This is a genomic window from Ralstonia sp. UBA689, assembly GCF_002298975.1.
In the GTDB taxonomy this organism is placed as follows: domain Bacteria; phylum Pseudomonadota; class Gammaproteobacteria; order Burkholderiales; family Burkholderiaceae; genus Ralstonia.
In genome coordinates, this window is sequence record NZ_DBMV01000048.1 from 1 (window position 1) to 14892 (window position 14892).

15 protein-coding genes are annotated in these 14892 nt (G+C 62.9%); 2 read left to right on the forward strand and 13 right to left on the reverse strand.

Annotated features, from left to right (window positions below; all coding sequences use genetic code 11):
- Positions 1-152: 152 nt before the first annotated feature.
- Together pgsA and uvrC are read right to left on the reverse strand one after the other, a co-directional pair.
- Entirely contained in the window at positions 153-728 is a 576-nt protein-coding gene (pgsA, locus tag B4F51_RS24325; protein ID WP_296229409.1) for a CDP-diacylglycerol--glycerol-3-phosphate 3-phosphatidyltransferase, read from the reverse strand.
- 80 nt (positions 729-808) lie between these two features.
- Positions 809-2788 carry an excinuclease ABC subunit UvrC gene (uvrC, locus tag B4F51_RS24330; protein ID WP_296229411.1) on the reverse strand — a complete coding sequence of 660 codons (1980 nt, stop codon included), beginning with the start codon at positions 2786-2788 and terminating at the stop codon, positions 809-811.
- Positions 2789-2870: 82 nt separating this feature from the next.
- On the opposite strand from uvrC, the gene earP reads away from it, so the two are divergent.
- Both earP and efp read left to right on the forward strand, forming a co-directional pair.
- The gene (gene earP / locus B4F51_RS24335; protein WP_296229412.1) at positions 2871-4064 is read left to right on the forward strand and encodes an elongation factor P maturation arginine rhamnosyltransferase EarP; all 1194 of its coding nucleotides are present in this window, start codon (positions 2871-2873) and stop codon (positions 4062-4064) included.
- Positions 4065-4184: 120 nt separating this feature from the next.
- Entirely contained in the window at positions 4185-4754 is a 570-nt protein-coding gene (efp, locus tag B4F51_RS24340; RefSeq protein ID WP_296229465.1) for an elongation factor P, read from the forward strand.
- Between the two features lie 93 nt (positions 4755-4847).
- On the opposite strand, the gene nagZ is transcribed toward efp, so the two are convergent.
- From nagZ to B4F51_RS24395, 11 genes are all read right to left on the reverse strand, one after another.
- Positions 4848-5897: a beta-N-acetylhexosaminidase gene (nagZ, locus tag B4F51_RS24345; RefSeq protein ID WP_296229414.1), complete on the reverse strand. Its 1050-nt coding sequence runs from the start codon at positions 5895-5897 to the stop codon at positions 4848-4850.
- Complete coding sequence (acpS, locus tag B4F51_RS24350) at positions 5894-6334, reverse strand: holo-ACP synthase (RefSeq protein ID WP_296229416.1); 441 nt, start codon at positions 6332-6334, stop codon at positions 5894-5896. The genes nagZ and acpS overlap by 4 nt, the downstream gene beginning before the upstream one ends.
- Positions 6331-7122: a pyridoxine 5'-phosphate synthase gene (gene pdxJ, locus B4F51_RS24355; RefSeq protein WP_296229418.1), complete on the reverse strand. Its 792-nt coding sequence runs from the start codon at positions 7120-7122 to the stop codon at positions 6331-6333. The genes acpS and pdxJ overlap by 4 nt, the downstream gene beginning before the upstream one ends.
- On the reverse strand, positions 7119-7940 hold the full coding sequence (gene recO / locus B4F51_RS24360) for a DNA repair protein RecO (RefSeq protein ID WP_296229419.1): 822 nt from the start codon (positions 7938-7940) through the stop codon (positions 7119-7121). The genes pdxJ and recO overlap by 4 nt, the downstream gene beginning before the upstream one ends.
- Before the next feature lie 30 nt (positions 7941-7970).
- On the reverse strand, positions 7971-8909 hold the full coding sequence (era, locus tag B4F51_RS24365; protein ID WP_296229420.1) for a GTPase Era: 939 nt from the start codon (positions 8907-8909) through the stop codon (positions 7971-7973).
- Positions 8910-8917: 8 nt separating this feature from the next.
- Positions 8918-9688 (reverse strand): ribonuclease III, encoded by a 771-nt coding sequence (gene rnc, locus B4F51_RS24370; RefSeq protein WP_296229421.1) that lies wholly within the window; start codon positions 9686-9688, stop codon positions 8918-8920.
- A gap of 1 nt (position 9689) precedes the next feature.
- Complete coding sequence (locus B4F51_RS24375) at positions 9690-10058, reverse strand: DUF4845 domain-containing protein (RefSeq protein ID WP_349676329.1); 369 nt, start codon at positions 10056-10058, stop codon at positions 9690-9692.
- A 62-nt stretch (positions 10059-10120) separates the two neighbouring features.
- Positions 10121-11014, reverse strand: a complete 894-nt coding sequence (lepB, locus tag B4F51_RS24380; protein WP_296229423.1) for a signal peptidase I — start codon at positions 11012-11014, stop codon at positions 10121-10123.
- A 35-nt stretch (positions 11015-11049) separates the two neighbouring features.
- A complete protein-coding gene (gene lepA, locus B4F51_RS24385) occupies positions 11050-12849 on the reverse strand; it encodes a translation elongation factor 4 (RefSeq protein WP_232042407.1) in 1800 nt (599 codons plus the stop codon).
- A 213-nt stretch (positions 12850-13062) separates the two neighbouring features.
- Positions 13063-13338, reverse strand: a complete 276-nt coding sequence (locus tag B4F51_RS24390; protein WP_296229426.1) for a glutaredoxin family protein — start codon at positions 13336-13338, stop codon at positions 13063-13065.
- Entirely contained in the window at positions 13335-14843 is a 1509-nt protein-coding gene (locus B4F51_RS24395; protein WP_296229428.1) for a DegQ family serine endoprotease, read from the reverse strand. Before B4F51_RS24395 ends, B4F51_RS24390 begins: the two co-directional genes overlap by 4 nt.
- Positions 14844-14892: the final 49 nt, after the last annotated feature.

A 14892-nucleotide genomic window follows, 5' to 3' on the forward strand; every position in this document is an offset into this window, starting at 1 on the left:
CAACTGAGCTATTCCCGCATTTTGGCTACCAGCACTGCCGTACAACCTTTGTGCTGCCAGACCGTTGCGTCACATCACTGCAACGCGAGAACGAAATTATGGCAAAAAAGAATCGCCCTCGTCAACAGTTTTGCGCAAGAGTTTTTGCAGGCTCATTTTGCGCGCTCGCGAATCTGCGGCCAGGCGAGCTTCATGTAGTACGCCATCGACCACAGCGTGAGCACCGCCGCTACGTAGATCAACCATGTGCCCCATACGCGCGTGTCGATCATGCCAAGCAGGCGGCCATCGAACAGCAGCAGCGGAATCGCGATCATCTGGAAGGTCGTCTTCAGCTTGCCGAGAAAATTGACCGCCACGCTCTTCGAGGCGCCGATCTGCGCCATCCACTCGCGCAGCGCCGAGATGGTGATCTCGCGGCCGATGATGATGAGCGCAATGACGTCCGCCACACGACCCAGCGCCAGCAACACCAGCAGCGCAGCGGCCACCATGAGTTTATCGGCCACGGGATCGAGGAAAGCGCCGAAGGCCGAGGTCTGGTTCCAGCGGCGCGCGAGGAAACCGTCAAACCAGTCGGTCAGGCTCGCAACGATGAAGAACACCGCCGCCGTCAGGTTCTTGGCGGGCAGCGCCATCCAGGTGTCCGGCACGTAGAACACGCCCACCACCAGCGGGATCATGGCTACGCGCAGCCAGGTCAGGAGGATCGGGAAGTTGAAAGGCATGGCAAATCGAGAGGACGACCGCCGCGCCAGCTCAAGAACAAACTCAGCACCAGCGCGGCAAGATGGGGCATTGTCGCCGATCAATGAAGCTGACGGTAGATTTCTTCGGCCAGGGTCTGGGAGATGCCTTCGACTGTGGTCAGCTCATCGACGCTGGCGGCCATCACGCCGCGTAGGCCACCGAAGCGCGCCAGCAGCCGCTGCCGACGCTTGGCGCCGATGCCTTCGATCTCTTCCAGCCGTGACGTGTTTCGAGCCTTGGCACGCTTGGCACGCATGCCGGTGATGGCAAAGCGGTGCGCCTCGTCCCGGATCTGCGCGACCAACATCAGCGCGGCGCTGCCCTGCCCGAGCTCCAATGAGGGCCGGCCGTCGGCAAACACCAACGTCTCCAGGCCGACCTTGCGACCTTCACCCTTGGCCACGCCGACCAGCAGGCCGATATCGAGCCCCAGTTCTTCAAACACCTGGCGCGCGACTTCCACCTGCCCCTTGCCGCCATCGATCAGTACGATGGTGGGCATATTGGGCGCGTCTTCGCCGGCTTGTTCGACGATCTTCTGGTAGCGGCGCGTAAGCACCTGGCGCATGGCGGCGTAGTCGTCGCCAGGGGTAATGCCCTGGATGTTGTAGCGGCGGTATTCGCCGTTCTGCATGGCGTGGCTGTGGAAAACCACGCACGAAGCCTGCGTGGCTTCGCCGGCGGTGTGGCTGATGTCGAAGCACTCGACGCGCAGCGCAGCCAAATCTTCGAGGTCGATGCCGATGGTCTCGGCCAGTGCGAGCGTGCGGGCCTGCTGGCTGCCTTGCTCGGAGAGGCGCCGCATCAGCGACAGCTCGGCGCCCTTTTCGGCCATCTCCAGCCACGCGCGGCGTCCGCCCTGCGGCTGACGCACGACCGATACGCGACGACCGGCCTGCTCGGCCAGCGCGTCGATCAGCTCGGTCGCGTGGATCGGGTGACTGACCACGAGCACCGGCGGCACAAACTGATCGAGGTAGTGCTGCGCGACGAAGGCTTCCAGAATGTCGCTGGCCACGCGCTCCGGATCGCGCAGGGTCTCTGTCGCAGCCTCTGCGGTTTCGGCTTCCACGTCTTCGCCAACGATGGCGGCGCCCTCTTCCACGTGTGTGGGGAAGTAGGCTTTGTCGCCAAGATGGCGACCGCCACGCACCATCGCGAGGTTCACGCAGGCATAACCGCCTCGGATCGCCACGGCCAGGATGTCGATGTCGCTAGCATGGCCAACCTCTTCCACCGACTGCTGCGTGAGCACAGTCGACAGCGCGCCGATCTGGTCACGCACGACGGCGGCCTGCTCGAACTCCAGTGCCTCGGCATAGCGCTGCATCTTGCCCTGCAGCGTCTGCATGACTTCGTCCTGGCGGCCTTGCAGGAAGCCGGCCGCGTTGGCGACATCGCGAGCGTAGTCCTCGGGGCTGATCGCCTGCACGCAAGGGCCGCTGCAGCGATGGATCTGGTGCAGCAGGCACGGGCGCGTGCGGTTGTTGAAGACAGTGTCTTCACACGTGCGGAGCTGGAACACCTTCTGCAGGATCTGCATGCTCTCGCGCACCGCGTGCGCGCTCGGAAACGGGCCGAAGTACTGGTGCTTGCGATCCGTCGCGCCACGGTAATACGCCATGCGCGGATACGCGTGCTGCGTGAGCTTCAGGTACGGATACGACTTATCGTCGCGAAACAGGATGTTGTAACGCGGCGCCAGCGCCTTGATAAGGTTGTTCTCCAGCAGCAGCGCTTCGGCTTCACTGCGCACGACAGTGGTGTCGATGCGCGCGATCTTCGCGACCATCATCGCAATGCGCGGCGAGAGCAACGTCTTATTGAAATAGCTCGACACCCGCTTCTTCAAGTCGCGCGCCTTGCCAACGTAAAGCACGTTGCCCTGCGCATCGAAATAGCGGTACACGCCCGGCAGGTTCGGCAGGCGCGCGATGTGGGCCTTGGCGTCGAAATCGGGCTCGCTCGGCTCTACGGCAGCACTCTGCGGTGCGGGCGGCACCTGCGGAGGATTGGGTGGCGTGGAATCGGACGGCATGGCGTTCGCAGAAAGAGAGGCCGTCAGTGTAGAACAAGCAGCCGACTACAATGTCGGCCCATCGCTATCCTCGCTTTGCTGCATGCGCACCATCACCTCCTGGGATCTCTTCTGCCGCGTCGTCGACAACTACGGCGACATCGGCGTGTGCTGGCGCCTGGCACGGCAGCTCGTGCAGGAGCACGGCCACACGGTGCGCCTGTGGGTGGACGACCTGCGCTCGTTCGAGAAGCTGTGCCCCGCCGTCGATGTGGCAGCCGACGCGCAACGCGTCTCGGGCGTCGATATCCGCCGCTGGGGCGACGATGCGCAAGTGGCCGCGCTGCTCGCAGCCGATGCGCACCCTGCGCCGCATGACGTCGTGATCGAAGCTTTTGCCTGCGCCGCCCCGGAAGCGATGCTGAAACTTATGGCCGACCAAGCCACCAACGGCACCGCGCCTGTCTGGATCAACCTCGAATACCTGAGCGCCGAAAACTGGGTGGCTGAATATCACGCGATGCAATCGCCACATCCGCGTCTGCCACTGGTCAAGCACTTCTTCTTTCCGGGCTTTGCGCGCAACACGGGCGGCGTCTTGCATGAATCGCACCTTGGCGCACAACGCTCGATGTTCAACGCCAGCCCGACAGCCCACCAGGCGTTGTGGCACCGCCTCAGCGTGGACGACCTGATGCGCGCGAACCCCCGCGCATTGCGTGTGAGCCTGTTCGCATATGCCAACGCGGCGTTGCCGACGCTGGTCTCCCAATGGGAAGCCGCGCCCCAGCAGGTCATCTGCCTGGTACCCGAAGGCTTGGCCGCCACGCAGATCGCCGAGCTGCTTGGCGACGCCGGGGCCGCCAAGACGGGCGCCCGCTGGACGCGCGGTCAACTAACCGTTGCGGTGGTGCCATTCGTGCCCCAGGAGCACTACGATCCACTCCTCTGGGCGTGCGACATCAATTTCGTACGCGGCGAAGATTCCTTCGTACGCGCCCAATGGGCGCTGCGGCCTTTTGTCTGGCACATCTACCCGCAAAGCGACGACGTGCACCTCACCAAGCTGGATGCCTTTCTGGCTCGCTATACGCCCGCCTTGCCGCAAGCGGATGCAGATGCACTCACCACGTTCTGGCATGCGTGGAATGGGAAGCCCGAGACACTCGACTGGCCCGCTCTGGTGGCCGCAGCACCAGCTTTGCGCACCCGTGCGATCACCTGGGAGCACACCTTGTTGCATCTGGGTGATCTCACTGCGAATTTGGTGGCATTTTGCGAAAAACAGGTAAAATAGCGGGCTGATCTATATGCGGCCCCGGCTTTGACCTGGTTCGCGCGACCCGAGGGTATCGCGCGGTGCTTCGTTGCTTGGCGCGCATCGAACCCTCTTACTCTCAGGAAATGTGAAATGGCTTTGAAAATCGCGCAAGAACTCCGCGCTGGCAACGTGTTTATGTGGAAGGACGAGGCGATGGTTGTGCTCAAGACCGAGTACAGCCGGTCCGGCCGTTCGGGTGCCGTTGTCAAGATGAAGTACAAGAACCTGCTGACGGGCGCAGGCGGCGAATGGGTATTCAACGCCGACGACAAGTTGGACCAGGTCATCCTCGACAAGAAGGAAGCCGACTACTCCTACTTCGACGGCACGATGTACGTATTCATGGACCCGGTCAGCTACGAGCAGTACAACGTCGAGCCCGCCGCTATGGGCAACGCGCTGAACTATCTGCAAGACGGCATGAAGGTGGAAGTGACCTTCTACAACGACAACGCCATCTCGGTGGAACTGCCGACCACGGTCATCCGCGAAATCGTCTACACCGAACCGGCCGTCAAGGGCGACACCTCGTCGGGCAAGGTTCTGAAGGCCGCACAGATCAACGACAACGCTGAATTCCTGATCCAAGTGCCGCTGTTCTGCAACACCGGCGACAAGATCGAAATCGACACGCGTACGGACGAGTACCGCAGCCGCGCCAAGTAAGCTGGCGCCGCACCAACAAAAGAGGCAGCTTCGCGCTGCCTTTTTTGTTGCCTGCGAAGAACGGGCAGACCTGCCGCCCGCCCTTCCGATGCCTTACGCGATCAGCTTCGCCTCGTGCAGCGTACGTAGGGCCTGCTTGTAAGCCGACTGCTGCTGCAGCTTCGCCCAGTCCTTCACCGCCTTGCCACCGAACAGCCGGCGCACACGCCGCTGCGAAGCCTTGCCCATCGTCACATCCAACTCGCCCAGCAGACGATCGGCCTTGTCGGGCGCATTGCAGATCAGCACCATGTCGCAACCGGCTGCCAGCGCCGCGCGCGCGCCGTCCACCACCGAGCCGGCCACGCTCGCGCCTTCCATGCTCAGGTCGTCGCTGAAGATCACGCCGTCGAAGTTGTAGTGCGCGCGCAGCATGTCCTGCAGCCAGAAGCGCGAGAAACCGGCCGGGTTCGGATCGACCGCCGAGTAGATGACGTGCGCCGGCATCACCGATTGCAGACCGATGCCCATCCAGCCGTAGGGCTGTGCGTCGTCGTCGAGGATGGCCTGCAGCGGGCGGTCGTCCACCGGCACGGCGACGTGCGAATCGGCCTGCACGTAGCCGTGGCCGGGGAAGTGCTTGCCGCAGTTGGCCATGCCGGCCAGGCGTAGGCCCAGCGTCAGGTGGTTGGCGAGCATCGTCACCACGCGCGGATCGCGATGAAACGCCCGGTCGCCGATCACGCTGCTGGTGCCGTAGTCGAGATCGAGCACGGGCGTGAAGCTGAGGTCGATATCGCAGGCGCGCAGTTCGGCGGCCAGCACGTAGCCGCAGGCCGTGGCGGCACGCGTAGCGGCCAGCACGTCGCTGTCCCACAGCTTGCCCAGGGCGCCCATGGCGGGCAGGTGCGTGAAGCCGTCGGTCTTGGCGCGCTGTACGCGGCCACCTTCGTGATCAATGCAGATCAGCACATCATCGCGCACGGCGCGGATGGCGCACGTAAGTGCTGCGAGTTGTGCACGCGATTCAAAGTTGCGCGCGAACAGGATCACGCCGCCCGTTAGCGGATGGGCAATGCGGCTGACATCGTCCGGGCCGAGTTCAAGACCAGCAACGTCGAGGACGATGGGGCCGGGACACTTCTGCTTCTTGGTGGTGGTCATGCGATGGGTTTCGTTTGCAACTCGGCGACGGCAAAGGCGACTGCGTAGTCGCGCTCATCCGTCACGCTGATCTGGACATGGAGGCCGCGCTGCGCGATCCAGTCGGCCAGCTCGCCGCTGTAGCGCACCACGGGTTGGCCTGACGGCAGGTTGAGCGTCTGCACCGCGCGCCACGTCATCGGCCAGCGCATGCCCAGGCCGATTGCCTTGGACACCGCCTCCTTGGCGGCAAAGCGCGTCGCGAGGAACGCCAGGCCGCGCCGCTCCGACCGTGCCTTGCGGGCGCGATAGACGCGCAGCTCATCGAGGCCGAGCACCTTTTCGGCAAAGCGGCCGTTGGTCCGCTGCATCACGCCTTCGACACGCTCGATCTGGATGATGTCGGTGCCGATGCCGTAGATGGCGCCGGACACCGAGGCGGTGGCCTGCTCGTTCATGCGGGCAGGCCCGGATGTGCGGCGGCCGGCGTCGTGGACGATAGCCGCGCCGCGACCATGATCGCCTTCATCTCACGCACCGCGTTCTGCCAACCGGCAAACACGGCATGTGCAACGATGGCGTGGCCGATGTTTAGTTCATGGATGCCCGCGAGGGCGGCAATCGGCTGCACGTTCGTATAGTGCAGGCCGTGCCCAGCATTGACGCGCAGGCCCCAGCGGATGCCCTCCTCCACGGCGGTCTCGATGCGCACAAGCTCGGGACGCGCCTCAGCCGCATCGGTAGCTTCGGCATAGCGGCCGGTATGCAGTTCGATGACGGGTGCGCCAGTGGCCGCCGCTGCCTCGATCTGTGCCGCGTCCGGATCGATGAACAGCGAGACGCGAATACCGGCATCGGCAAGCTGCTTGCAGGCTGCCTGCACCTTGGCGAAGCCTCCCACCACGTCCAGACCACCTTCGGTGGTGACTTCCTGACGGCGCTCCGGCACGAGGCAGACATCCTGCGGGCCGATGTCGCAAGCGATGTCGAGCATCTCCTGCGTGACGGCGCACTCCAGGTTCATGCGCGTACGCAGTTGCGGGCGCAGCGCGCGCACGTCGGCGTCCTTGATGTGGCGGCGGTCTTCACGCAGGTGCAGCGTGATGAGATCGGCGCCGGCCTCTTCGGCCAGCAACGCCGCGGCGATTGGGTCCGGGTAGACAGTGCCGCGCGCGTTGCGCAACGTGGCGACGTGATCGATGTTGACGCCCAGGTCGATGACCCCCGGCGAGGCATGAAAGATCATAGTTTCTGCAAGTCGATGAGGATCTGGCGCGTCGAAAGCGGCGTGCCGTGCAAATGATAATGCAGCAGGAAGCGCATCAGGCTGCGGCTCTGATGGGCAGTGATCGGGCGGGAAGCGTAGTCGTCGCGCTCCATGTCGATCAGCGTCTGACCGCGCAGCACGGGCCAGGAGGACGGATCGCTCGGCAACGAGCGTCGCACGCCGCGCTCGGGGTGATAAACATATTCGCCGTCTGCTTGTACAGGCTCGCCGTCGATACAGCGATCGAGTTGGGCGGCAAACCCGGTCTCACGCAGCAGCACGCGCTCGAAAGCACGCAGCGTGAAGGCGGCAGATTCGCCGTGGGCAAGCTTGTTGAGTGTTTCGACGTAGTGTGCAAACAGCACCGGATGACCGTCTTCGCGGGCGACGAACTTGACCAGCAGTTCGTTCAGGTAGAAGCCCGAAAGCAACCCCTCCCCGCCCAACGGGAGCATGCCGCCGACCCACTCGGCACGCGTAAGCGTACGCACGTCACCGCGCCCACTCCATGACAGAGACAACGGCTGGAAGGTCTGCAGCACCGCGCGCAGCGCCGAATGTGGCCGTTTTGCGCCCTTGGCCACCAGCGCCATACGGCCGTAGTCCGGCGTGAAGACGTCGATGATGAGGCTGGTCTCGCGGTATGGGTAGCTGTGCAGCACAAAGGCCGGCTGCGCGGCGACGCGCGTCTCCGAGCGCGCCGCCGGAAAACCCTTGCGCTGCGCAGCACCGGCAACGCCTTCCTCGGCCAGCCATTCCGCTGCCTCGTCCGGAATCGGATCGGATCGTCCCGCCATCGACCGTGTGTGGAGTGATCCGGCTAGCGGTTACTCGTAGCCGTAAGCGCGCAGGCCGGCCTCGTTATCGGCCCAGCCGCTCTTGACCTTGATCCAGACCTCCAGATAGACCTTGCCGTCGAACAGTTTTTCCATGTCCATGCGGGCTTCGGTGGAGATCTGCTTGAGCTTGGCACCCTTGGCGCCGATGATCATCGCCTTGTGCGCATCGCGGTCCACCAAGATGGTCACGAACACGCGACGCAGGCGACCTTCGGTCTCGAACTTGTCAACGATGACCGTGCTGGAATACGGCAGTTCGTCGCCGGTCCAGCGGAAGACCTTCTCGCGGACGATCTCGGCGGCCAGGAAACGCTCGCTGCGGTCGGTCAGCGCTTCGGGGTCGTACATCGGTTCGCCCTCGGGCAGATACGGGCGCACGATGCCAAGCAGGCGCAGAATGTCGTCGCGGTTCTTGGCCGACATGGGCACGATTTCCTTGAACGGAAACACCTGCGCCATCTCCTGCAGGAACACGGCTACCATTTCGGCGCGCGTGTAGGCATCGAGCCGGTCGACCTTGTTGACGATCAGGATCACGGGCGTCTCGCGCGGCAGCAGCGACAGCACCTTCTCGTCGTCCGGGCCATAGCGGCCGGCCTCGACCACGAACAGCACGGCGTCGACCGAGGTGAGCGTGGACGTGACCGCGCGGTTCAGCGAACGGTTCAGTGCCGTAGCATGGCGCGTCTGAAAGCCCGGCGTATCGACGAAGACGAACTGCGCGTCTTCCGTGGTCTGGATACCGGTGATGCGGTGGCGCGTGGTCTGCGCCTTGCGCGACGTGATGCTGACCTTCTGGCCCACCAGGGCATTCATCAGCGTGGACTTGCCGACGTTCGGCCGCCCGACGATGGCGACCATGCCGCAGCGGAACCCCTCCGGCACACCAGATTCTGGCTGCGGAGGCTGCAATGGGGTGTCGCTCATTTACCTGATTATTCCTTCAACCTGAGAGACAACTGCGGATCGGGCGGCGTGGCCTGCTTGCGCGTCTTGCCGGTGCGCTCGGCGCGGCTGCGCTTGACGAGTTGCGGCACCAGGCGATGCGCCTCTTCCAGGGCCAGCTTGGCCGCCGATTGTTCGGCCGCGCGCCGCGATGCCCCGCTGCCGGAGACACGAATCTCCAGCTTCGGGATCGTGCACTCGACCTCGAATTGTTGATTATGCGCCGCGCCATGCGTGGCAACCACCGTGTACAGCGGCAGCGCGATCTTGTGACCTTGCAGATACTCCTGCAGCAGCGTCTTGGCATCCTTGCCGAGCGTGCGCGGGTCGACCTGCTCCAGGATCGGGATATACAGCTTGCGGATCAGCGTGCGGGCGGCATCGAAACCGCCGTCGAGAAACACCGCACCGAAAATCGCCTCCAGCGCATCGGCCAGGATGGACGGCCGGCGGAAGCCTCCGCTCTTCAATTCGCCCTCGCCCAGGCGCAATGCGTCGGGCAACTGCAGCATCTGTGCGATCTCGTACAGCGCCTGTTGCTTGACAAGATTGGCCCGCACGCGTGAAAGGTCGCCTTCATCCAGCTTGCCGAACATGCCGTAGAGCATGTCGGCTACGGCACAGTTCAGGATCGAATCGCCCAAGAATTCCAGGCGCTCGTTATGCATCGCGCTGTGGCTGCGATGCGTGAGCGCCTGCTGCAGCAACTCCAGTTTGCTGAAGCGGTAGCCAAGACGTTGCTGCAATGCTTCCAAACTCATGTCAACGCTGGGTCCCCGAATAAGTGATCACCAGACCGATGGGGCCATACAACGGAATCTCTCGCTTGTACGAGAAACGCACCGCCTGGATGGAACCACCCGCGTCCAGCACTTCCAGGTCTTCGCCCTTGATCGACGTAATGTCGTCAATCGCGGCCTGCTTGTCGAACGCTACAACGATATCTTCGCGCGTAGCCGCACGCTCACGGGCCTGCTTCACGGCGCGGCTGATGGCCTGGTATTCCATCAGGCTCGGAATGGACCGGATCGCGGGCAGCACGGCCGTGATGATCACGATGATGACGATCAGAATCCCAAACATCGTAATCCCGCGCGACCGGCGTTTCAGAGCGGCCTGACGATTCCGCATTGCATTTCCCCCGTTGTGCAATTGCCGAGCTTCAATAAGAGCTTTAACAGTCACTTATAGGATCAACGGAAACCGCCGATCCGCTTCAAGTCACCCAGATTCATCCAGATGAAGAACGCTTTCCCGACGATGTTCTTGTCGGGCACAAAGCCCCAGTAACGGGAATCCGCGCTGTTGTCGCGATTATCGCCCATCATGAAATAGTGACCTTCAGGTACCTTGCAGGTAAAGCCGGTCTGATTGTAAGTGCAGTTTTCGCGGAACGGAAAATCGTCCGGGCCAGACACGTAAGCCGGTCGGTCGGCATCGTTCAGGATGTTGTGCGTAACGTTGCCGAGCATCTCCTGGTATTGCTTGGAGTAGGTCAGGCGCTCGCCGTCGAGGTAATCGGATTGCGGCGCGTAGGTGGCCGGTTGGCCATTCACCGTCAGGCGCTTGTTGTTGTACGACACCACGTCACCCGGCACGCCGATCACGCGCTTGATGTAGTCCATCGACTCGTCTTTCGGGTAGCGAAAGACCATCACGTCGCCACGCTGCGGCTGGTTCAACTCGACAATCTTCTTGTTCACAATCGGCAGACGGATACCGTACGTGTACTTGTTGACGAGGATGAAGTCACCGATCTGCAGCGTCGGGATCATCGAACCCGACGGAATCTTGAACGGCTCGATCACGAACGAGCGCAGCAGAAACACGGCCGCGATCACCGGGAAGAAGCTCGCGGTGTACTCCAGCCACCACGGCTGGCGCAGCTTCTCTTCGGCCAACTGGAGACGGGCGGCGCCGATGTCGCCACCGCCGCCGTACTGCGCCTGCACCTGCGCACGCGCATCAAACTCGGCCAGCGCGGTGGCGGCGGCAGCTTGGCGCTGGCGCTGGAATACAAGCTTGTCGGCCACCCACGCAATACCGGTGATGACGACGAGAACAAACAGAATCAGGGCGAAGTTCATGTATGAAAGCAGCGCTGTTGCGCGATTCGTCCAGGTTATTTTTCTTCAACGCGCAGGATGGCGAGGAACGCCTCTTGCGGAATCTCAACGGTGCCCACCTGCTTCATGCGCTTCTTGCCCTCTTTCTGCTTTTCGAGGAGCTTCTTCTTGCGCGAGATATCACCGCCGTAGCACTTGGCCAGCACATTCTTGCGCAGTGCCTTGACGTTTTCGCGAGCGATCACGTTGGCGCCAATGGCTGCCTGGATGGCCACGTCGTACATCTGGCGCGGAATGATCTCGCGCATCTTGGCGGCCACTTCACGGCCACGATATGTGGCGTTCGAACGGTGGACGATGATGGACAGCGCATCGACCTTATCGCCGTTGATCAGGATGTCGACCTTGACCACGTCCGATACGCGGTATTCCTTGAACTCGTAATCCATCGACGCATAACCGCGCGAAACGGATTTCAGCCGATCGAAGAAGTCCAGCACGATCTCGCCCATCGGGATCTCATACGTGAGCTGAACTTGGCGGCCGTGGTAACTCATGTTGATCTGCGAGCCGCGCTTCTGCTCGCACAGCGTAATCACGGCACCCACGTAATCCTGCGGCATGTACAGATTAACCGTGACGATCGGCTCGAGAATCGCCTCGATCTTGCTCGGGTCCGCCGGCATCTTGGCGGGGTTCTCCACCTGCACCATCGTGCCGTCGCGCAGTTGCACCTGATAGACCACCGTCGGCGCGGTGGTGATCAGATCCATGTCGAACTCGCGCTCCAGGCGCTCCTGCACGATCTCCATGTGCAACAGGCCAAGGAAGCCGCAGCGGAAGCCGAAGCCCAGCGCCTGCGACACTTCCGGCTCGTACTGCAGCGACGCGTCATTGAGCTTGAGCTTTTCCAGCGATTCACGCAGCGCTTCGTACTGGTTGGCTTCCACCGGATACAGGCCGGCAAACACCTGCGGCTTGACTTCCTTGAAGCCCGGCAGCGGCGCCTCGGCCTTGCGCGGTGCAACGTGGGTGATGGTGTCACCGACCTTGGCGGCCTTCAGTTCCTTGATGCCCGCGATGACAAAGCCTACCTGCCCGGCAGACAGGGATTCGCGCGGCACCGACTTCGGCGAGAACACGCCCACCTGCTCCACCAAGTGCTGCGCACCGGTTGCCATCAGCAGGACTTTGTCTTTGGCGCGCAGCGTGCCGTTCACCACACGCACCAGCATCACCACGCCGACATAATTGTCGAACCAGGAGTCGATGATCAGCGCTTGCAGGGGTGCAGCCGGGTCACCCTTGGGCGCCGGCACCTTGGCGATCAGCGCTTCCAGCACGTCAGCCACGCCCACGCCCGTCTTGGCGGAGCAGCGCGTCGCGTCGGTCGCGTCGATGCCAATCACGTCTTCAATTTCCTGGATCGCGTTGTCCGGATCGGCTGCAGGCAGGTCGATTTTATTGAGCACCGGCACCACTTCTACGCCCAGCTCGATGGCGGTGTAACAGTTGGCGACGGTTTGCGCCTCCACACCTTGGGAAGCATCGACCACCAGCAGAGCACCTTCGCAGGCGGACAACGAACGGCTGACTTCGTAGCTGAAGTCAACGTGACCCGGGGTATCGATCAGGTTGAGGTTATAGACCTTGCCGTCGCGCGCTTTGTAGGACAGCGCTGCTGTCTGCGCCTTGATGGTGATGCCGCGCTCCTTCTCGATGTCCATCGAGTCCAGCACCTGGGCTTCCATCTCACGGTCAGAAAGTCCGCCGCACAACTGGATGATGCGATCGGCCAGCGTCGATTTGCCGTGGTCGATGTGGGCGATGATCGAGAAATTGCGGATATTGTCCATCGAATGCGTCGAAAAGCGCCCGTCCTGGGCGCGTCTGCCGGGAGCGCGAGCGGTTCCGGTATGGCCGACGCGCGTTGGCTGCGCCGGCGGGAGGTATTGGGTTCTAAGCCGAGGTTGCGGCACAAAAATCGTGCAGTGCAAAAATCGGCGCTAACAGGCGATTTTACCGGATTTCAGGGGGCTTCCCGCGCCTCTTTTTGCGGCAGGTTCAAGTCAGTTGTGCGCGGTCTGCGCCGCCAACCAAGTCCGTACGGCCGACACATCAAGGAAGTAGTGACACAGCTTATGTGCGTTCTCGGCAACCACATGCGGCGCACCGGTCATCAGCACCGGCACCAACTCGCCAAATCGATCTTCCAGTGCCGCATCGCTGTCAACGTCCACCTCATGCAGCACAAAGGAAAAGTCGCGCCGGAGAGGTTCCAGCGCAGCTTTCATGTCGTCACACAGGTGGCAATACGTGCGACCGTAGAGCGTGAGCTCGATCACTGGCCACTGCCCGAACGCGCGGTGCTCGGGCGCATCGTCACCACCTGGGTAGCATCGCCACGGCGCACGAATACGGCCACCATACGGTTCTTGTCGAGCTTGGCGACCACGTCATTGAATTGCTTGGCACCGGTGATATCAGTGTCGCCCACGCGCAGGATCAGGTCGCCCGCGCGAATGCCGACGCGTGCTGCCGGGCCTTCAGCCACCTGCACCTCGACGCCGGTCTTGGTCTTGAATTCGCGCTGCGCGCCTTCGGACAGGTCTGCCACCACCAGCCCCAGCGCGTTCGGCTTACCCGGGCCCTGTTGGCTGTTATCCGGCTGAGCACTCTTGCCGCGCTGAGCAACCTTGGTGTCGGATTGCAGCTCGGCCACGGTCACGGTCAGATCGCGCGTTGCCCCCTTTCGCCAGACTTGCACGGTGGCGCGCGAGCCCGGCTTGGTCTCGCCGACCTGGCGCTGCAGATCACCCGCCTTCTCGACGTCGCGGCCGTTGAACTTCAGCACGATGTCACCAGCCTCGATGCCAGCCTTGTCGGCCGGACCGCCCGATTCGACGTTGCCCACGTATGCACCACGCGCCCGGCCAAGGCCCAGCGACTCGGCGGCATCCTTCGGCACGTTGTCAATCGCCACGCCGATGCGGCCACGCGTCACGCGCCCCTGCGTCTTGAGCTGCTCGGCCACGCGCATCGCCTCGTCGATCGGGATCGAGAACGAAATGCCCATGTAGCCACCGCTCTGGCTGTAGATCTGGTTGTTGATGCCGATCACCTCGCCGCGCAGGTTGATCAAGGGCCCGCCCGAGTTGCCCGGGTTGACGGCAACGTCGGACTGGATGAACGGCAGGTAATCGCCCGTGTCACGTCCCTTGGCCGACACGATGCCCGCTGTGACCGTGTTGTCCAGCCCGAATGGTGAGCCGATCGCGAGCACCCACTCGCCCACGCGCACCTTGTCCGAATCACCCAGCTTGAGGCTCGGCAGGCCAGCGGCCTCCACCTTGACGAGGGCAACGTCGGTGCGCTTGTCCTGGCCGATCAGCCTGGCCTTGAATTCGCGCTTGTCGATCAGCGTCACGTAGATGGTCTCGGCGCCTTCGACCACGTGCGCATTGGTGAGGATGTAGCCGTCGCCCGAAATGATGAAACCCGAGCCGACCCCGCGGCTTTGCTCTTCCTCGCGCTGCGGCGGCGCGTTGCGTCGCTTCTGACCCTGACCGGGCGCACCTGGCATCGGCACGCCGAAGAAGCGGCGGAAGAACTCGGCCATGTCGTCGTCGCTCGGGCCGCTTTGCATGCGCACTTTCTCAGTCGTGCGGATGTTGACAACGGCCGGGCTGACCTTCTCGACCAGATCGGCAAAATCGGGGACGCCGTAGGCACCCGTAGTCACGCCGCCGGTGGTGTTCTGTGCGTAGGACGGCGCGATTGCGCCCCCGGCCGCCACAACGGCGGCAACGCACAGCAGACGCAACGCATGAACGGTTCGAGCGGCACGCATGAAAGCTCCCCGGAACAAAGACCTGGAAAAATAGAAATGGCGCTGCACG

What these genes read in the sequence shown, in the direction of transcription:
- pgsA (WP_296229409.1), bottom strand. Translation starts at nt 728, where the DNA reads ATGCCTTTCAACTTCCCGATCCTCCTGACCTGGCTGCGCGTAGCCATG.
- uvrC (WP_296229411.1), bottom strand. Translation starts at nt 2,788, where the DNA reads ATGCCGTCCGATTCCACGCCACCCAATCCTCCGCAGGTGCCGCCCGCA.
- earP (WP_296229412.1), top strand. Translation starts at nt 2,871, where the DNA reads ATGCGCACCATCACCTCCTGGGATCTCTTCTGCCGCGTCGTCGACAAC.
- nagZ (WP_296229414.1), bottom strand. Translation starts at nt 5,897, where the DNA reads ATGACCACCACCAAGAAGCAGAAGTGTCCCGGCCCCATCGTCCTCGAC.
- acpS (WP_296229416.1), bottom strand. Translation starts at nt 6,334, where the DNA reads ATGAACGAGCAGGCCACCGCCTCGGTGTCCGGCGCCATCTACGGCATC.
- pdxJ (WP_296229418.1), bottom strand. Translation starts at nt 7,122, where the DNA reads ATGATCTTTCATGCCTCGCCGGGGGTCATCGACCTGGGCGTCAACATC.
- recO (WP_296229419.1), bottom strand. Translation starts at nt 7,940, where the DNA reads ATGGCGGGACGATCCGATCCGATTCCGGACGAGGCAGCGGAATGGCTG.
- era (WP_296229420.1), bottom strand. Translation starts at nt 8,909, where the DNA reads ATGAGCGACACCCCATTGCAGCCTCCGCAGCCAGAATCTGGTGTGCCG.
- rnc (WP_296229421.1), bottom strand. Translation starts at nt 9,688, where the DNA reads ATGAGTTTGGAAGCATTGCAGCAACGTCTTGGCTACCGCTTCAGCAAA.
- B4F51_RS24375 (WP_349676329.1), bottom strand. Translation starts at nt 10,058, where the DNA reads ATGCGGAATCGTCAGGCCGCTCTGAAACGCCGGTCGCGCGGGATTACG.
- lepB (WP_296229423.1), bottom strand. Translation starts at nt 11,014, where the DNA reads ATGAACTTCGCCCTGATTCTGTTTGTTCTCGTCGTCATCACCGGTATT.
- lepA (WP_232042407.1), bottom strand. Translation starts at nt 12,849, where the DNA reads ATGGACAATATCCGCAATTTCTCGATCATCGCCCACATCGACCACGGC.
- B4F51_RS24395 (WP_296229428.1), bottom strand. Translation starts at nt 14,843, where the DNA reads ATGCGTGCCGCTCGAACCGTTCATGCGTTGCGTCTGCTGTGCGTTGCC.